The sequence below is a fragment of the Microbulbifer sp. A4B17 genome, from assembly GCF_003076275.1.
Taxonomy (GTDB): Bacteria; Pseudomonadota; Gammaproteobacteria; order Pseudomonadales; family Cellvibrionaceae; genus Microbulbifer.
The window spans coordinates 3240637-3259195 of sequence record NZ_CP029064.1; the positions used below are offsets into that span (position 1 = coordinate 3240637).

Annotated in this window: 13 protein-coding genes; 9 read left to right on the top strand and 4 right to left on the bottom strand. The window is 39.9% G+C overall.

What is annotated here, in order from left to right:
* Window positions 1-217 precede the first annotated feature (217 nt).
* Window positions 218-1036, top strand: coding sequence for a sulfotransferase family 2 domain-containing protein (locus BTJ40_RS14405; protein ID WP_108733746.1), 819 nt, complete (start codon window positions 218-220; stop codon window positions 1034-1036).
* Between the two features lie 223 nt (window positions 1037-1259).
* On the opposite strand, the gene BTJ40_RS14410 is transcribed toward BTJ40_RS14405, so the two are convergent.
* Entirely contained in the window at window positions 1260-1601 is a 342-nt protein-coding gene (locus BTJ40_RS14410) for a hypothetical protein (RefSeq protein WP_108733747.1), read from the bottom strand.
* Between the two features lie 350 nt (window positions 1602-1951).
* On the opposite strand from BTJ40_RS14410, the gene BTJ40_RS14415 reads away from it, so the two are divergent.
* Window positions 1952-3769, top strand: a complete 1818-nt coding sequence (locus tag BTJ40_RS14415) for an alginate lyase family protein (RefSeq protein WP_238152010.1) — start codon at window positions 1952-1954, stop codon at window positions 3767-3769.
* Window positions 3770-3784: 15 nt separating this feature from the next.
* Here the strand turns inward: BTJ40_RS14415 and BTJ40_RS14420 are convergent, their stop codons facing one another.
* Window positions 3785-5170, bottom strand: a complete 1386-nt coding sequence (locus BTJ40_RS14420) for an MFS transporter (RefSeq protein ID WP_108733749.1) — start codon at window positions 5168-5170, stop codon at window positions 3785-3787.
* Window positions 5171-5559: 389 nt separating this feature from the next.
* On the opposite strand from BTJ40_RS14420, the gene BTJ40_RS14425 reads away from it, so the two are divergent.
* From BTJ40_RS14425 to BTJ40_RS14440, 3 genes are all read left to right on the top strand, one after another.
* Entirely contained in the window at window positions 5560-6030 is a 471-nt protein-coding gene (locus BTJ40_RS14425; RefSeq protein WP_108733750.1) for a hypothetical protein, read from the top strand.
* Window positions 6031-6374: 344 nt separating this feature from the next.
* Complete coding sequence (locus tag BTJ40_RS14430; RefSeq protein WP_108733751.1) at window positions 6375-6554, top strand: hypothetical protein; 180 nt, start codon at window positions 6375-6377, stop codon at window positions 6552-6554.
* Between the two features lie 469 nt (window positions 6555-7023).
* Complete coding sequence (locus tag BTJ40_RS14440; protein ID WP_108733753.1) at window positions 7024-7461, top strand: hypothetical protein; 438 nt, start codon at window positions 7024-7026, stop codon at window positions 7459-7461.
* A gap of 460 nt (window positions 7462-7921) precedes the next feature.
* Here BTJ40_RS14440 and BTJ40_RS14445 read toward each other — a convergent pair whose 3' ends face one another.
* The gene (locus tag BTJ40_RS14445) at window positions 7922-9295 is read right to left on the bottom strand and encodes an MFS transporter (RefSeq protein WP_108733754.1); all 1374 of its coding nucleotides are present in this window, start codon (window positions 9293-9295) and stop codon (window positions 7922-7924) included.
* 326 nt (window positions 9296-9621) lie between these two features.
* On the opposite strand from BTJ40_RS14445, the gene BTJ40_RS14450 reads away from it, so the two are divergent.
* A complete protein-coding gene (locus BTJ40_RS14450) occupies window positions 9622-9963 on the top strand; it encodes a hypothetical protein (RefSeq protein WP_108733755.1) in 342 nt (113 codons plus the stop codon).
* A 930-nt stretch (window positions 9964-10893) separates the two neighbouring features.
* On the opposite strand, the gene BTJ40_RS14455 is transcribed toward BTJ40_RS14450, so the two are convergent.
* Window positions 10894-11217 carry a DUF5992 family protein gene (locus BTJ40_RS14455; protein WP_157954083.1) on the bottom strand — a complete coding sequence of 108 codons (324 nt, stop codon included), beginning with the start codon at window positions 11215-11217 and terminating at the stop codon, window positions 10894-10896.
* 1493 nt (window positions 11218-12710) lie between these two features.
* Between BTJ40_RS14455 and BTJ40_RS14460 the strand changes: the two genes are divergently transcribed.
* From BTJ40_RS14460 to BTJ40_RS14470, 3 genes are read left to right on the top strand one after another with little or no spacing between them, the layout of a single operon-like run.
* Entirely contained in the window at window positions 12711-16727 is a 4017-nt protein-coding gene (locus BTJ40_RS14460; protein ID WP_108733757.1) for an RHS repeat domain-containing protein, read from the top strand.
* A 10-nt stretch (window positions 16728-16737) separates the two neighbouring features.
* Window positions 16738-18114, top strand: a complete 1377-nt coding sequence (locus tag BTJ40_RS14465; RefSeq protein ID WP_108733758.1) for a polymorphic toxin-type HINT domain-containing protein — start codon at window positions 16738-16740, stop codon at window positions 18112-18114.
* Between the two features lies 1 nt (window position 18115).
* Window positions 18116-18481 (top strand): hypothetical protein, encoded by a 366-nt coding sequence (locus tag BTJ40_RS14470; RefSeq protein ID WP_108733759.1) that lies wholly within the window; start codon window positions 18116-18118, stop codon window positions 18479-18481.
* Window positions 18482-18559: the final 78 nt, after the last annotated feature.

The window sequence follows — 18559 nt, forward strand, 5'->3', positions numbered from 1 at the left end:
CCAAAACCATCATCTAAATTGAAAAATTCGCATCTGTAAAAGACTTACTGGAAGCAAAAATTGCAAAAACAGTAAGCTTAAACAATTAAAATGATCTTCAACAAAATATGGATATCAATCAACCTTAAAAATAAACAGAAGCTATCACTTCCACCAAATTAAATCCGATATTCAACCAAATTATAAAATCATTGTGAACCCAATAGAATTTCTTTAAATGAAAAAATTATTGATAAAGTTAAGCCGTCCCACATTGAAAAATTTTCCAGTAAAAATCACCTCCCCACCTAAAATATTTTTTTGCCATATCCCAAAATGTGCAGGCTCTTCCTTACACTCCGCCATTAGCTCTCAATACTATGAACCAAATAAATTAGGCAGTTTCAGTATCAAACGGGCGGTGAGTAAAAGAACAGCAGATATTTTAGAAATACCAATGATGTCAGTACGAGAGACCGTAATGGTCCACAATCTATCTATAAAGTCTAATTATTACGGTCATGGTCACTCATTCTGCCGCCCACAAGTTGTAAAGAACTTTTCTGATGAATGGAATTTTTTGACGGTATTAAGAAATCCTGTCGATAGGTGGATATCCTTGTACACCTACAATACCTACAAGAAAAGTCAGTGGGATAGAAACGCCCTCCCCCTGAATAAATATATCGAATCTGAAGTTGGAAATATGGCGGGGCAAGCATTTATTCGATATTTTTCCAATTTCAACGGCTCCTGCGCATCAGAACATATAGAACAAGCCTTACAAAACTTACACCAGTTCTCTATTGTTGGGACCACTGGCCACCTGGATATACTAACCACTCAAATCGCAAAAGATTTTGATATCAAGCTAGACATCCCCAAAATCAATAAAAATCCCAACAGTAAACTTTCCTTGGAAATCAAATCAGACTCAAAAACAGTCAAAAAGATTGAGAAGGTTTGTCAATACGATATGGAGATCTACGAGAGATTTACCGACGAGCATGGGACAATATATTCCGGCAAGAGTAGAAAGTGGATATCAAAACGTTAATAACTGATCAATTAATGGCATGCTAATAATAACTCTAGAGACAGTAAATCCATTTAAAACACCCATTATCCCTATAACTAAAAAAATAAGAGGTCGAACTACAGACAAAACAAAGTAGATTTTTTCAAGTAAAGATAGGGCAATATCGAAATCCACACAGAAATATTCAAGCTCCCCTCTGAGCAAGTAGCTCACGCACGTATTTCCATACACCCCACATAGATCACCTGTACCAGCATTTACCACAACTGTCAGGGCTCCATATCCAGGTGAAACCTATAACCCCTAAGCTTTGATCAAGTTGCAGGCATTCATAATAACCACGAAAAAACCAGGCAGTTTGGCGCAAAATTTTTTGTCTTCCAGAGGTACCTCTATTTTTACTTGGCCAAGAGTAATAAATATCCCATATGGCGTATTTTTCATCCAAAAATCTCGTGCCAAGCCCTAAAATGAATCCAGCTATAATTATTTGTAGGCCGTAAGAAGCAAGTTCGACCACAATCAATTTATCGGTAGACAACAAGTAATTGCTTAAGAAACCAAAGCCGAATAATAAGAACATAGATGCCAATGCCTATCAAACATTCTGCTCATGAAAAAGAAACAATAGCACTCTACGAGAACAGCTTTTGGTTAAGGTGGCGAGCTCGGTGGATATTTTTCATTAGTAAACTGAAAAGAAAAACTCTGAAATATGCCAAGCGTATAGCCAAAATCATTATTCTCAGGCACCGGCACTTTCCTACTTTTTACTTTCCTAACAATCGCCCCTCCTACCCCAAAACCAGACCGGTTGAGACCTATAATACTTCAATAGATAAAACCCAGACTTTTATTCTCTACAGAATAATCGGCAATGACCTGGTCCCCCGGCACAGTGCAGGGCAATCCCGCAAGAATCTTGAATTCATTTTGCAACATGAACCGTTGCTGGAAGGCTGCGAGAAGATATTTATCCTCAATCGAATTGTCGACCCAAATGAAGAACAAGCCATTGTTAAATTACTCTGTGACTATCAACAGGCCTATCTGAGAATCCCCTTTAGTTGGGACGACTACAAAAAAGCTGAGTGGAATATTCTGGATTACCCCATCAGCTATGCGCCCTATAAATTAAAAGACCTGAAACTACGCCAGGATTTGGCAGTGCAAGCAGAGTTGAGCCTTTATCGCCATAAAAATAACTATGTAATGAATAATAACGGCGCGAGGAATCTTGCTCTGCAAGATGGAAGATCAAAAGCTGACTGGATATTACCTTGGGATGGTAACTGCTTTGTGAGCCAAGCGGCTTGGCGGGCAATAAAGCAGCAAGTGCTCAACAATATCGCTTACCCGTACCATGTTATTCCAATGGCAAGACTATTGGACAACCAATCAATACTGTGTACAGACTTTGAACCGGAACCGACAGAAGAGCCACAAATACTATTCCGATCTGATAGTACAGAGAAATTTGATAGCCGTTTTTGCTACGGGAGACGCCCCAAAGTAGAGCTGTTGTGGCGTCTTGGGGTCCCAGGGAAATGGGATGACTGGGCTATTTTTCCCTGGGACCTTCCCTGTCCCGATTACTCTAAAGACGCAGGCCATTACACTCAGGGCGCCTGGGTAGCCAGACTATTTTCTGGCAAACCACATCTGGAAAGAAAAGATCAACAATCCAGCCGGGAGCGAGGAGAGACCCGCTCCGAAGCCATTCTTACCATGCTTGATCAACTGGATGATTCCAGCTACTCCAACAACACAAGTACCACTACCAGTTTGTTAACCAGAGTAACCTGTACAAGCCACTGTGATGGCTCCAATCTAGCGCTATTGAAAGAGGCCACCAAAAGAGCAGCAGGAAAAAAACACCAGATAGAGTCTTATTCTGTTAATCAATTGCTACAGGATTTAGTGATTGGCAGCCTTGCACAATGCCATTCTGCAAGATCCGAATTCTGCCAACTAATCGGCAATAACCTCAATAAGCTCTTCCCTGACACCCAGGAAAAAGAATGCAGCAAACGACTAAAAGTGGCGGACCCCAGTCTACTGACTCTTTTCCTTTTCACTATAAAAACACTAAAACAAAGACAAGATCCTGGTACGATTAATACTGAACGACTGGATATCCATCTTGAAGATCATCTCAACTGGCTTATAAAAAGCCATCCTGGGCAAATCATGCGCTCCAAGTCGACATATATCGGCACACAGTATGACCTACTGGTTTCCGCAATAAGTCTCTACTTCGGACAAACACAAACTGCCAAGAAGACTTTTAGGGACTCCCGATTTCGGATACTCGAGCAGTTTGATACATCAAACGAAAAACACCTGACACGCAGAACAAAAAATAATCTCCACCACGAATGCCTCAACCTGCAGCTATGGATATACCTTGCGGAGCTTGCAAAAACAATTGATGAGGACCTCTGGAATTTTACTGCAAGAAACGGCAATGGAATCCAACAGGCAATTCGCAGATTCCTAAAAAAATTTGAAAACTACAAAACATTTAGTAAGTTTGACAAGCAAAGGCTTCTTCCAATTTCCGACGCATACCGACAGCAATATGTAGAACCTTTTAACTTGCCAAGCAGGTTCAAAACTGGCCCTATCAGCCAATGCAAGCCTGTTTTTCCAATAGAGACGGGCATCTTTCCATTTTGGAACCTGGGTGCTGGAACAATTCCTAACCATCCGAAAACATCCAAAAAGTTAACACCTGAATACCAGGAATAGGGAATCTATAAACTATTAAAATTGGTCCAAAGACCTTTTATCCTCAATAAACAGAACGCAAATAATAAAAGCAAACATTGCCAGGTAGGCATTGACAGTAAATGCATAGTCGATACCTGACGGCATATCAGTAGCCATTGCCACTATTGTGGTATTTAACCCCAATCCCACGGCGCCTCCTGCTATTTGAAACATAAAAATTATTGCACCTGCTAAGCTCGCCCTACTGGCATCAACAACTGTAATAGCCACAGTTGTAATAGTGGAATTGAATAAACCGATACCTGCACCCAACACCACCAAACCTGGAATTAAAGTAATGTAATGAGTGTCTTTATGGATATGGGATAAAATATACATTCCCAATGTCATCAGCAATGTAGCTGCTGATACTATTTTCTTGGCCCCGAGGACATCATAGAACTTCCCCGCCAGAAAACCAAAAATACTAAAAGATAGCATCATAGGAATGAGCCCCATTCCAGCCTTTATCGCCGATGCACCGTGCATATTGGTTAGAAACTGTGGAATAAAAAACAACCCAGCAAAAAAAAGCGCAGAAATAAGTAAGGTAGCGATTCCAGCAAAAACAAACTGCTTATTACCTGCCACATCTGGAGGAATTAATGCCTGCTGGCCCACCCTTTTCTCAACAGCAACAAAGAAACAAATAAGTACGAAAAAGGAGGCTATAAAACCAAGGACCAACGGGCTTTTGAAGCCAATATCAACAACAAGATCGAAAGCAAGCAACAGTGCAAATAGCGCCATCGATAGAAATGCAATCCCACCGTAGTCAATACGCTCGTCACAAGCTTCGGGAGAGTCATCGGGAATGACTTTCCAGCACACGTATAGTGCAATTGCTGATATAGGCAGATTGATAAAGAAGATCCACCTCCAACTGGCATAATCAGCCAGAGCACCTCCCAACAGGGGACCGACTGAATTGGCGATACCGCATACAGTAATTACCAATCCCCCCGCCAATCCCGCTCGCTTTTCAGTCATCAAACTGTAAGTCATGCCCAAAATCGATGGCCACATCATCGCTCCCCCAACCCCCATCAGGGCGCGGGATATTAACAACATTTCCATATTAACCGCTAATCCGCCCAATAGTGAGAAAAGCACGAACAGTAAGGTTCCAACAAAGAACACCCTTCTTCTCCCATACATATCAGCAAGACGACCGCCCGAGATAATCAGTACACCAAAAACCAAGGCATAACCATTGATAACCCACTGGGTCGTTGTTATATCTGAGTGGAATTCTCGCTCCATTGCCGGCAGCGCGGGAGAGAATGCAGTAAAATCATTGGCGACAAGAAAAATCGCTAAGGAAAGTGCAACTAAACCGAGATATAAATTTCTTTCAGTTGAGATTTCTTTACTGTCCATACCCACACCCTCAACTTCTCTTCAAAAGAAGGTTATCTTTCGACTGCCACATAATTTTTTAAATTTAAAAAAAGGAAATCCTGAATCCTAGTAGTGACTATTAAGCATCTATCGCAAAGCGCCTCCCAATACCTTTTAAAATATTTGAAATCATTGCCAATAAGATCATATTAACTTCTAACCCAAAGGCTTCGCCCACAAACCCAAACATAAAGATAATCGCTATGCCAAACTAGCACCGTCAGATTTGACTACACTGATTGTCGCTACAACAATCCTAGTCGCTAGAATATTTACTTCACCGAACATGGCAAGTAGTATTGAGAATGTTATATCTACCCTAACAGAGATAGATCAGAGTGCATTAATAGAGTTTCGCTAAGAAGCACATGTCTACAAATTACTACAAAGCGCCGAAGGCGAGCCTTGAAAGCAAGGCCCTTACCCAGAGAAGCACCATATCCTTCTTTACCGCCCTTAAAGCAACTTCTATAACATGTATTATCCTGCCAATCATTATCGCGATATTTTCCTTACCAGGTGCCTCCACTCTTCAGATTATTAATGGCGTAGTGCCTATGTTGATTTTTTACCTGATCACTTCTGTCATATCCCTGATCGCAATCATGACTTACGGAAGGCTTATAAAGCATTTCCTGCTAAAACTGCAGATATATAACAGCGCCACCATGCTTTTAGGTGGCGCCCTGCCAAGTATTATTCTATATCTTATCGGTACGGTAACTTCAGAATCAGGCTTTTTTGCACTCGCAATCATTATTGCTTTATATGCAATTCCTACTGCTTTTCTATGCCATTACTTTTTGGCCAAATCTAACAAGATTAAAGGAAATAAATGAAGTAGTCCTCAACTGCCTTTCCTGTGGCATAACTAATTTTTGGTCCAATATCTATTTACTACGCTGCCTTGGGAATTTCTTCTCATTACATTGACAGTTAATTCCCAAGGAAAAAATCTACGTTATAGCCGAAAATCGGAATATCATCCTTTAATATAATTCAATATCGATTCAACGATAGCATTTTGAATGTCAGCGGTAACTTTGGGTGGAATAATTCAAGTAATTGCCCACGGTTTTGAGAGCTGTCTTTGCTTAAGTAACTATTTAGCAGAGTCCCAAATCGACAAATATCGGGCACCAGTTTGATATAAATTAATGAGTCGTTTTTTAAGGGAAAAGATATGAAAATTTACACCTCCATTGCCGCGGCAATCGCATTATCCATTAGCGGATATTCAGCTGCCAATACCACCATTGTTGTTCAAAATGGAAGTGGAAACAAAGCTACATCCAATCAGGCTGACCCAATCACTTCAGGTAACTTTTCGATATTCACACAAACCGGTGACAATAACTCATAAACCACATCTCAGGTCATCAACACTACGAGTAGTGTTATTAATAGTACCCAGCTCGGTGACAATAATACTGTTCTATCGATCGATCAAAGCGATGCCATTACATCCACCATTACCATATTACAAATATGGTCAAACCAATATATTTAACGCGCTTCAAAGCAGTACAACATCGAGCGCCTCAACAACCACACAAACGGGCACGTTCAATCAATACACTACAGTACAAACTAATTCAACTTTTGATACTACCGTAATCATCCAAAATGGAGACTCTAATAGCGGCTCTATGGTTCAGTCATCCTCTTCAGATAATGGGCTATTTATTACCCAACTTGGAACGACTAATGTTGCAGGTGGAACTCAGTCAAGTGAGATCTCAGGAACCATCAATATATTACAGGATGGCACATCAAATATGGCAGGAGGTACCCAGGCTCTTGGGGTAGGGAATAATCAGAGCACAACCTAATTGGGAACGAACAATACCTCATTAGTTCTTCAGTTTACCAGTAATGGCGATTTCGCCGAATTAATACAGGATGGAGATTCAAATGATGCTGATATTGAACAGGATTCAGGTATTGGTAACAGCATTTACGCTGAGCAACTAGGCAACAGCAATATGGTTATGACATTTCAAACAGGGGCAAGCAACGAAGGAGAAATCGAACGGGGTGGCATGAACAACTCAGCAGACCTCTCTCAGGATGGAGATATACTGGTAGCCTATATGGAGCAGGTTGGAGATTCTAACGGAACTACAATTACTCAGACATCGACGATGAATACAGCCAGCACCATGCAAATGGGTACTACAAACATCCATGACACCACCCAGGCATCAGCTGGGAACTCTGCAACAGCAACCCAAGTGGGCACCAGTAATGTAGGCACAATCCTGCAATAATCCATTGGGCGGCCTCTGGAAATTGAAGACTGAGGTCAGCCAAGTCCGTGGCATTGGTTTTCGAAGGATTAGCTTCTAGGACCTTGGATACTCACCAGTGCCCTTCTTCTCAAACTGATCAAGATGCTCTTTAGCCCGGTGTAAAAGGTTATAGATAGGTGGCTTGTTGGATTTAAAGCCGATCTTGAATTGGGGGGAAACCGCACACTCAGGACCATTATCCGAGGTGAACAAAGCAAGGCATTATTTATCTGATCTGTTCCCTGTAACGCACTAACCAACTGCACGATTAAAAATTCATCTGCACCATACAGTCGCTATATACCGTACGTGCCCCTTACAATTAAACTTCTCAAAGGTAATAATTATGACAGCATCAACAGATATATTTGAAAGGAAATTCTTTACTCTTAGCCCTATAACGAATCTCATTACTTGAGCAACAATAACGATTTTTCAGTTAGTTATTCGCTTTCCCCTGAAATAAAACAAGCGAAAGCAAGAACCCTATCAGTACAATAAATCCATCTACCAGTAGCGCTCGGTTTACGCCGGTTGCAATATCCGGCGCTGATGCCAATATGGCTGAGTTAATCCCCAAACCAACAGCACCACCCAAAAAACGAAACATATAGACAACAGCACCAGACAGACTCGATTTACTGGACTCCACAGAAGTAATTGCGGCAGTCACAGCGGCAGGACTGAATATACCTAATCCAATACCGATCAATAACATACCCGGTACAAAGACTGGATAGACGATGTGATTACCGTGAACTGAAAGCATAAAAAGCCCCAGACTCATCGCCAAAGCACCGGAACAGAGCAGTAGCTTTGGGCCAAGCCGCTCATGAATTGCCCCGGATACAAATGCAAAAATGCCAGAAGAGACCATAGCTGGCAACAAAGCCAATCCGGCCTGAAATGCGGAATAATGATGCACGCTAATAAAAAGCAAAGGGATATAGACAAGGATTGCAAAGAACGCGATAGCGACAAAAAAGACACTAACTGCTGATACCATGAAAACACGATTGCTAACCAAACTCGCAGGAATCAGTGCATCATCTGCCATATGTGACTCAATTATGATAAAGCTGATCGTAGAGATAAGCGACACCACCAACAAGTAAACAACCAATGTTCCAGAAGTGGTTTTTCCCGTCATAAAATCCAAGGCCAGTAAAAACAGGAATAAAGACAGGGAGAGTGTCAACACACCGAGATAATCAATTCTCTCCTCTTTTTTCTCATATTTTTCTTTGGGGTACTTTAATCCATAAAAAGCAACCACCAAAATAGCAATGGGAATATTTACAAATAGAATCCAGCGCCAACTCAAAAAATCTGACAACACCCCACCAATGACAGGCCCGCAAGCTGTAGCCACGCCTAGCGCAGCCAAAATAAATCCCCCGACAAATTCAGCACGATCTGATGGCAACAGAGTGTAAGCCATTCCCAGCATTGCCGACCAGGCCAATGCACCCCCTAGCCCCATTAATGCTCTGGCGATTAACAGCACCTTAACTTCATTCGCAAGACCACCCAGGAGAGATGAGAGAGAAAAGATAAAGATACCTATCAAAAAAATCTTTTCACGCCCGTAGATATCCGCCAAACGACCACTGGTCACAATAATGACTCCATAGGCCAGGGCATAGGCATTCACTACCCAGTGCACAAATGATATACGGACAGAAAAGTCTTTGGCGATAGCGGGGAGAGCTGGTGAAAAGGCGGTGAAATCGCTGGCGATAAGGAATACTGATAGGAACAGGACAAACAGGCCCCAATATTGACTCCCAGTAATACTATTTATATTTGCCATTTTGGGCGTACAAGCTCTCTAGGCTGCTATAATTTAGCAGTCTAGCTCATGTTGCGAAGTTATTGCTTATCTATAAAACCACTCATATAGATTATAGAGAAAATTATCAACAATAACTTTATTTAAGTCAGTATCTATTTCTCAAATGATCATCCCCAAATAAATATATTTTAGCGCTCTACAGCCATACTTAACTATTACCAACCTACCCCTACAATTCCACCTCCATAACTTTCTTATTGTTGCCATACACAGCCACAACTTGCTAAATCATCTTAAGCAAAGTTAAAATAGATGATCAACATGAACTGCATCTAGAGCATATAATGAAATTTTTGAAGTTAATAGCTTTTGGATTATTTTTTACATCGAACTTAGCCTTTGGCGAAGAAGACTTAAACACATCCTCCATTAAGCATATTGTATTTTATTCAACCGCATCATCTCGAGATGGTGAAATTGTTATTCAATTAGAAAAGGAAACTGAAAACTGCCAGCAGTACTGGATAAGTGCAAAAGATAGCTTAGGCTACCGAAACACCATATCTTCAGCACTATCTGCATATCACGCTCAATCAGAAGTATTAATAGGTGCCGATCCAAGTAGCCTATGGACTGGCAGTGGTGTTTACGACACCTGTGAAATTATTCATTTTCGAGTACTTTAATTAAACTCTCTCAATTTGAACCTAAACCGCCTTTAGAAAGGCGGTTACATCGGGAGATTATCGCTAAAAATATACCACCTATCCTCATAGCAGCTACGCCCCAGGAAAACTACAACCGATAATTTAACATTTTATATACCTCATAGCCTTTAGGCTTATACTGGCACGGTTTATTAAACATCTTTCAGTTAAGCAGGCGCTCTTGATATACCTCCCCCCTAAAGCCTTCCATGATAATAGGTTTCTCACTAGCTATAGAAATTCGAAAACTTGAGTAGACTTTGATTCTGTTTTCATTCAACAGTGTATTCACGCTGTAGCCTCAAATGTGCGAACCAAAGAGCTGCCCCCACTAGCACCCTGTTGATGTGCAAATCCAATATAATTCTAACTCTAATCAATCCAAACTTCGAAGCTGCATTAAAGGATTGGAAGACTGATAGCGGCCGAACTAGCCTTTATCCACCTCAATAAACGTTAGATTACCAATATCAACGACTGTTAGTGATTCCTTTCTAAGCTCCTAACAATTATTACCGCATATCAAAAAATTCGAATATAAATATAACCTTTTACCAGATCTTTGCTTCTAATCAATGGCAGTCCATATGATTTTTAATAGTGCTTTATTTTCTCTATAGACACTAGGAACTAGATATTGATAGCTCTAATACTTGGCAGGGCTCCCCATCCACGCCGACCTTTCATTTCAGCCCGTATTAAAAACAAAAATTTCAGCTCCTAAATCTTTCCCAGGGCTGGAGCACGAAACTAGAAAAAAAATTTATTTAAGCAGGCACCATAAAGTCTTAGTAAAACTCAAAAGAATCTAAGAACTAAGAACTAAGAACTAAGAACCCTATTTTCAAATACATATAAATCAATATCCTACTAGAAATTAGAGTAGCATGACAACAACACTAAATATATTTAATAAACATCAATTGAAACACCTGAAAAGCAGTCAGTGTCATCCTTGTAACTCCAAATACCGACTTTCTTGCCAGAAACTAAAGCCGTTGTTGCCAGGGTAAAGCTCCTCTGAAATACTCCTTCAGTCCCTGCATTAACAAGCTGGAATTTTATCTTACCAGAGCAATTATCTGTATTTGATGAATACCACACCCAAAAAGCATCTGCATTCTGCGATGTAGATGATACTTTTGTCACTATAGCATCCTGAGTAAGATATCCCTCACCAGCATACGTGTTTATCGAAAGAAGCATGAAGAATAAAGTCAAAGATTTTCTCACGTCGGTCCTCTACACATTAAGAATTTATTTAAAAGTAATTTAACTGCATTTTAACAATTTATACACCTTCCGTCACCTTAAAAACACTTAAAACTAGCAAACCCACCACCCACATTGAAAGACAGAGGAGGCTGAGCTTAAACTGTATTATTGAAATTACTCGCCCTGTATATTTTGAATTCAAATCTAACTACTTTCTTCAGACCCACCTTAATTTAGCATTATTCTACATCTCCTCAAACAATTCAAAATATCTGATTTAAGTTATTTTTATAAAAATCCAAAAGAAACGATCACCCAATGGATGAGGCTATACTCAATATTAATTTTGCCTATATTACGAAGTCTGTTAGTCCGCCAGACTTTACTTGATGGAGTCGCCCTGGCTATTTATATGCTTCATTTAAACCCAACGGCATACTAATGTAGTAATAATTGGTGCCGAGCCCAAAAAACTACTGTCGCGTGTAGACGACGAACACCCCAATATACCAAAGGGAACCCCTTCCAGCGAGCTCACTATTTAAAAGTCTCGTATTGTAGCCATCGGAATTTATGCCCTAAAAAGTGCAGCACTACACCTAAAAATACTCCGCCTATTCTATACCCGCTTAATATTCCACCAAAATAACGCTTCCATTTTAATCGAAATTTAAAGGTTGCTTTAAAGGGCGTGCGGAAGCACGTAGATGACCCTATGCCAAGCCTTGCCTCTGCCCAATAAATTCAGTGCATTGCATTGGCAATTGGCAGCACTCTTTTTCTTTAATACACCGCTAATCATGACTCCACCCCATCATCACTATTGTAGACTTTCATCCAAAATCCAAACTCTCGAATTTTGAATATAATTACTGGTCGCCCCATCAAAGCTTTATGCTAAGCCTAAATAAATGTCCACCAAGAAGAACTCAAAAACTGGAACCCCCGCCCCCTGAAATAAGCTGTAAATCCCAGCAATTGATACCATTTCTAACAATTATTACCCTAAAATATACATTTAAATCCGCAAGCTAAACCTCTCAGCACTCTACTGCGTTTTAGCGCCAAATTAGAGAACTACATTCCAAGAATTCAAACCTACAAATTACTTCCCAATTCAACCCCTAAGGATCTAATAATGCATCCCTATAGAAGATATCTAAGCGATATTAATCAACTTATTGTACATTTATTTAAGTGGGAATCTAGATATTCTAACCCAAGCATCAACGTCGAATTAAATCGAGTTTGACTATATTGTTGATTCCCTTTGTGATAAAATTTACATGCATAAAGCTACAAGAATCATTAACTTGCTATTGGTATCTGCACAAGAGAATAAGTCCATGCGCTGATACCATAGCGTATTTGTTTGGCTTTACCAGCCGAGTCTTTTGCACAATTTAAGTTAAGGAGATAACAAAGGAAGATTTATATAATTATTGCTTGACAATAATATTAATTACTTAATCCTTAGACAAAATAAACCATAGCACTATTAAGGAAACTATATGCTATTGAAACATAGAGCTATATTGATAAGTCTGATTGCTTTACTAGGCAATTCATCAAGTAGTTATTCCGGGGAGCCTGAGGCAGGCACTATTGACTCAAATAAGAAGTCTATTAAAGAGCAGCTACCAGGTGAATTTTTTGACAACAAGAAAGGGGAAGTGTTCTGGGATATAAACTTGTTAAATATTCCAGGTCCAGCAGGTTTAGATATATCAATTAGTTTATCTTTTGATAAATTCAAGAAAGGTAGAAGCAGCAACGATCATTATGTTGCAGGGAATTGGCAGCTAGAGTTACCCCGTATTAGGCATTCAAGCTGGAATGGCTACGATGAAAGTTATTATAAAAAGGGGTGTGAGCATCCTATTGGTTCCGAGGTAATGTCAATGGCCCCCGGACCAAGTACTTTATCGGCGCCAGGAGTAACATGGCTTTCCTCTGAAGCTGAGCCACGAAGTTTCTTACACAACAAAAATTGGACTTATTTTGAAACTGGGCAAGATGCAGAAAGATTTCTTCCATCTAATTATGACTATGTTTCCCTTGATAATTGGGTTAGCTATTGTGACTCAAATGGCCTAGATTTTATTACAAAATCCCCAAATGGCCGAACTTATACCCTTGATGTATTGGCTTGGGATTACGGTGACAATTGGCTTCATGATTATATCTATGGCTGGGATGATGCAGAAATTATTCGCTACGCCTCAAGGGTAGAAGATATTCATGGCAATTGGATAGACTATGAGTATGAACATTTTACCACAACCACAAAAGATAGCTTCAATAAAACTATTTATGGCCAGCAAGCACTAATTAAAAAGATAACAGCAAGTGATGGCCGAGTTGTTACTTTTGATTATACTTCAGGCGACCGAAAAAAGCTAAAAGCCATAAATGCTTACGGCCGGACCTGGGAATTAAGCTATAAAAATGAAATTCTGGATAAGATTATTTATCCTGATGAATCATTTTACGAGTTTGAATATGAAGAATTCAATTCGTCATTAAGAATAACTGCCGTTTCCACTCCAACAGGAGCCAAACTAGATTATACATATAGCTCTGTAGAATTTTTACAGAGCATATGGGACAGCCCCATTCAAGGAACTGATCAAGGAGCTGACTACTATAATTGGCCAATTATATCCAGGAAAATTTCTGGGAAAGATATAGATACGCTAAGCATTACCTACAGCTATTCCAGTCCAAGTGAATCTACGAGCAAAACTGAAATTCACTATAGTACAACATTGGAAAAACTGTTCTTTCACCGCGGAGATAATAAACAAGGCTTTTTATCTAAGCATGAAATATACGAAGATGGGTCCTTAAAACGGCTGTTTGAATACGACTGGGTGAAAGGTGAATACTATGGACATGAACCCTACGGCTGGTCTACGAAAAACTTCCCTTTTCAAACTGTTGTAGATAGAGCTTGGGTAAAAACATTACTAAGTGCTGTTACTGTTGACTCAAAGTATAAAACAGAATATTCAAATTTTGACATTTATGGAAATCCCAGGTCAGTCACCCACTCTGGAGATGGGACCAAGCATATTAGCCGCACCTATTACAATAATACTTCAGGCAACAGCTGGATAATTGGTCTTACTGAAGACGAAACCTTTACAAATGGAGAAAAGATTAATCGCACCTATGACTCAAATGGGCGACTTACTTATTTGGATGAATTTGGTCTTAAAAAACAATTTTCATATCATAGTAATGGAGATCTGCATAAAGAGATCGGGTTTCGCGATAGCACTTCTCGACAAATAGTCACTGAGCACCTCGATTATAATCGAGGTGTGCCCCAGAAAACACTTTTTACTGATGGTAGCTTCATTGAAAGAGATGTTAGCTCATTTGGCGAAGTAATTTCTGAGAGGAACCAGCTTGGCGATGTAACCAACTATCAATATGATGAAATGAGCCGTATTAAGTTAATTGATCGGCCCAGTTTCAGTGACATAATTATTACATGGCCGGACCCAAGTTTAAAAGTTGAATCTAGAGCCAACTCCGTTACGGAGACAATATTCGACTCTCTTGGGCGCGAACTACTTGTTAAACGCTATGACAAAGATAATCCATCAGAAGCCATCTATTCCGGTACAAAATATGATGAGCTTGGTCGAGTAATTTTTAAGTCTTTTGAGTCTGAAAGTTCCAGTAATATGAAAGGTGTTGAATACGGATATGACGCCCTCAATCGAAAGACCTGGGTTAAGAAATCTGATAATTCCATAGATCATTATTATTATGATGAGGACTGGAACACTCTTTCTGGCAATGGATACCCTCACATTACAAATGGCTATGGATTAATTAACTCCGAAGGTTACTTTCAAACATATGATTATAAAGCATATGGCGACCCTGATAATCGAGAGCTTTATAAAATACACGAGCAAATAGTAAAAGATGGTTCTTCCCAAACTTCAAAATATGTAACAACCACCATGTCTTACACCGATCTTGGAGATATAAAGAGTGTAACCCAAAGTGGGTTAAACCGTACCTTCGAATATCATAGTGATAGACCAAAACTTCTTAAAAAATTAACCCAACCAGAAATTGGAGATATTACCTTCAACTATGATTATGCAGGCAATATGACGGCGCGGTCTATCGGAGGTAATACTACCAATTATGTCTACAATGATCTGAATCAGCTAATATCTATTGATTATCCTGGCGCTACCAATGATATAACTTACGATTATTATGCTAGCGGCGATATTAACTGGAAAGCTAATGGAGCATCCAAGCTTATACACACATATAACAAAAATCGTCAATTATCTTCTGAAACATTGGAAGTGGACGGTTATTCAAAAACCATTCGATATGGGTACAATGACTTGGGGGATATGTCCTCGGTAACCTACCCGTCCGGCAGCCAGCTAGAACTTAACCCTGATGTATTTGGCCGCCCAAGAACGCTTGGGAAGTTTAGTTCTTATATTGACTATCATCCTAACGGCATACCAGAAACAGTAAAATTAGCAAATGGTATCACTGCCTCATTTACATTAGATAACCGGCACTTTATTAAATCAATCGATTCAACTGGACCTAAAGGTTCACCTATTAGATATCACTATACCTATGACAGCCTTGGCAATGTCGATACCATTATGGACTATAAGTTAGCCTCCAATGATAGATCCATGTCTTATGATGGACTGAACCGATTGGTGACGGCCTATAGTAATTATTGGGAAGGGATTAATGAATATCACTATGATGATATTGGCAATATCACAAAGAAAGTAACTCCAAGTTCAAGCATTAGCTTTAATTACAACAATAATAATTTATTAACCTCTACAAGTTCTGGGAAAAGCTTTAGTTATGATAGCTATGGCAACATCACTTCTAATGGATCGTTCTCATTTGTTTATAATCATGCATCTAGGTTAACTAATGCCGCAGGGAAGATATTTACCTATGATGCCAGTGGTAACCGCATTAAAACTAATAAAGGCAGTGAAACCAATTATCATTTTTACAATAAAGCCGGGCAACTTATGTATGAATGGGACTCTACAAAGAGTTCAGATTACATCTACCTTGGGACCCGACTTTTTGCCAAGGAAGAATACTGCTCTGAAACGGATACCGACTCGGATGGAATTCCTGATTGCGTAGAAACCAGCTGGGGATTAGACCCCAACAACAACCTAGATGCTGTTCAGGATCTGGATTCAGATGGCGCTTCCAATCTGCTTGAATATCAGTACAGCACCAGCTTGATACTTAAGGATACTGATGGCGACAACATTGATGATGGATACGAGATTCGCTTTGGCCTTTCTCCACTTGATCCCACGGATGCTGATTCAGACTCTGATAATGATGGGCTTACCAATTATCAAGAATATTTATTAAATACCGACCCCAAAAACAGTGATACCGATGGTGATGGCATACCAGACAAACTCGATGACAAGCCTAATTTCAACTTAGGTGCCTTTATTGCCATTATCAGCACTACATTACACTAAGGACGGCCTGATGCAATTTAGAAAAATGACTACAAGATATCTAATACTCTTGTTCTTGCTGTTTAGCAACTTCTGTTTTGCTAATGGTGGAGCTGTTACTTTCTTCCATACGGATGCGCTCGGTTCGCCGGCATCTGCCACCAATGCTGCCGGGGAGATTCTGTGGGAAGAGCGGTATATGCCTTACGGCAGCCGTGTGGATCAGCGAGCTACTGATGAAGAGAACGAACTCTGGTACACCGGGAAGCGCCAAGACAGCACTACAGGCCTGGTTGACATGGGAGCCCGACAGTACGACCCAGAGATAGCACGTTTTTACTCTACTGATCCGGTAGGATTTGTTAGCGACAATACAATGAGCTTTAACCGCTACTTGTACGTCAATAACAACCCCTATAAGTATACGGACCCTGAAGGCGAGTTTCTCAACAACGCTCTCGGCGCATTTTATGCTGGAACACAAAATGCCGCTATTCAATATGCGGAGATGTCCCTCGGTTTGCGGTCGGAATTTAGTTATTCTGAAGTTGCTCTAGACGCAGCTTTGGGGGCAGTAACCAGTGGTGGATCAGGTGTAAAAAATACAGGTCGCCTTGTTGATTTAGTCAAAAAAATTGCAAATGGCGGTGGAAATGGCTCTAAGAGAGGTGGGTGTGCGACCTGTGATAGCGGTTGTTGTTTTGTAGCAGGGACTGAAATCCTTACCAAAGATGGCTATAAAACAATTGAAACGCTTACTATCGGAGACCTGGTTCTCGCAAAGGATGTAGAAAACAATATCCAGGACTGGAAGCCAGTATCTCAATTATTTACAAAGTATAGAGAAATTTATGAACTAATAGTCGTCAGTGATTCCGGTGAAGAGAAACGCATTGAGACAACTGATGACCATCCATTTTATATTGCTGGCAAGGAGTGGGTAGATGCAGTAGAGCTTAATCCTGGCGACCAAATAGAAACCGATAAAAATAGTACTGCGATAGTAAAACTTGTTCGATTAGTCGGACGTACTGATACAACCTACAATATTGAGGTTGCAGATTTCCATACCTATTATGTCACTAGGCTAAATTTACTGGTGCATAATTGTGGTGGGAACAAAGGGAAAGGGAAGCGATTCAAAAACAGAATCCCAGATAGAGGGGAGCCTGGCACAGTCGCCGAAAATCCAGCTGGTACCACTCGTAAAAAATATGGTCCTGATGGAAATGTACAAAAAGAATGGAATAAAGGACATGGACCAAAAGCACCCCAAAATGAACAAAGTGACCACATTCATGACTACAAGCCCAACCTCTACAACCCTTCTGGTCGAGGTGATAGGCAACCAGGCAGAGAACCTAGAAATAAAGACTTGGTAGATTTAGAAATTATGAAACCGGACTAAAATGAAAACAATTTGCAGCAACACAAACCTAGTTGATTTTTTCGTTGGAGATAACACTCTAATTGATGGGAAGATAGAGAAAATAGAAGTTTTTGAGGAAAAATCAACAGTTTCTATCAACATCAATATTCATATGAGATCTTCTGCCACTCATAATAAGGTGAAATTTAAGTTTTCTAAATGTAAGCAATATTCTTTTTCATACTCTGAAGAATATTATTTTTACAATATAGAAACGATTAAACTATTCAAAACTGGTGACAGCCTATTTTATATTTCATTTGACCCTTATGATGAAAATGACAATATATCTCCTAAAGACCAAGACTACATCTTATGCAAGGATATAGATGCATATAACTATTAATCAATAATAAAGGATTAAAGTAGACTCAGTAAATGCCCCCCCCCAGCAATACTCGGGGGGGGGACAAATTTTGAGTTT